Source organism: Citrobacter amalonaticus (genome assembly GCF_002918555.1).
Taxonomy (GTDB): Bacteria; Pseudomonadota; Gammaproteobacteria; order Enterobacterales; family Enterobacteriaceae; genus Citrobacter_C; species Citrobacter_C amalonaticus_A.
This window is the reverse complement of record NZ_PQMB01000016.1, coordinates 1-630: the sequence shown is the minus strand read 5'-3', so window position 1 is coordinate 630 and position 630 is coordinate 1. Positions and strand designations below refer to the sequence as shown.

At 48.0% G+C, this 630-nt stretch carries 1 tRNA gene and 1 rRNA gene; both read left to right on the top strand.

Going from position 1 to position 630, the window contains the following annotated elements:
- Positions 1–113 precede the first annotated feature (113 nt).
- Positions 114–189: transfer RNA gene (locus C3432_RS27335), tRNA-Ala, on the top strand.
- A 198-nt stretch (positions 190–387) separates the two neighbouring features.
- Positions 388–630: ribosomal RNA gene (locus tag C3432_RS27330) — 23S ribosomal RNA — on the top strand; the annotation flags it as partial.

Below are 630 nucleotides of genomic sequence, written 5' to 3'. Positions count from 1 at the left end.
GTAGCTCAGGTGGTTAGAGCGCACCCCTGATAAGGGTGAGGTCGGTGGTTCAAGTCCACTCAGGCCTACCAAATTTGCGATGCAAATTTGATGAGGTTTTAACTACACCGTATGGGGCTATAGCTCAGCTGGGAGAGCGCCTGCTTTGCACGCAGGAGGTCTGCGGTTCGATCCCGCATAGCTCCACCATACTGTGGAACGTAATACAGAAAACTTCAGAGTGTACCTGAAAAGGTTCACTGCGAAGTTTTGCTCTTTAAAAATCTGGATCAAGCTGAAAATTGAAACGACACACTGTTTCATTTCTCCGTAATAAGAAATGAAAAGCGGTGTGTTCGAGTCTCTCAAATTTTCGCAATCAGAAGACAAGACATCTTCGGGTTGTGAGGTTAAGCGACTAAGCGTACACGGTGGATGCCCTGGCAGTCAGAGGCGATGAAGGACGTGCTAATCTGCGAAAAGCGTCGGTAAGGTGATATGAACCGTTATARCCGGCGATGTCCGAATGGGGAAACCCAGTGCAATTCGTTGCACTATCGTTAAGTGAATACATAGCTTAACGAGGCGAACCGGGGGAACTGAAACATCTAAGTACCCCGAGGAAAAGAAATCAACCACCGAGATTCCCCC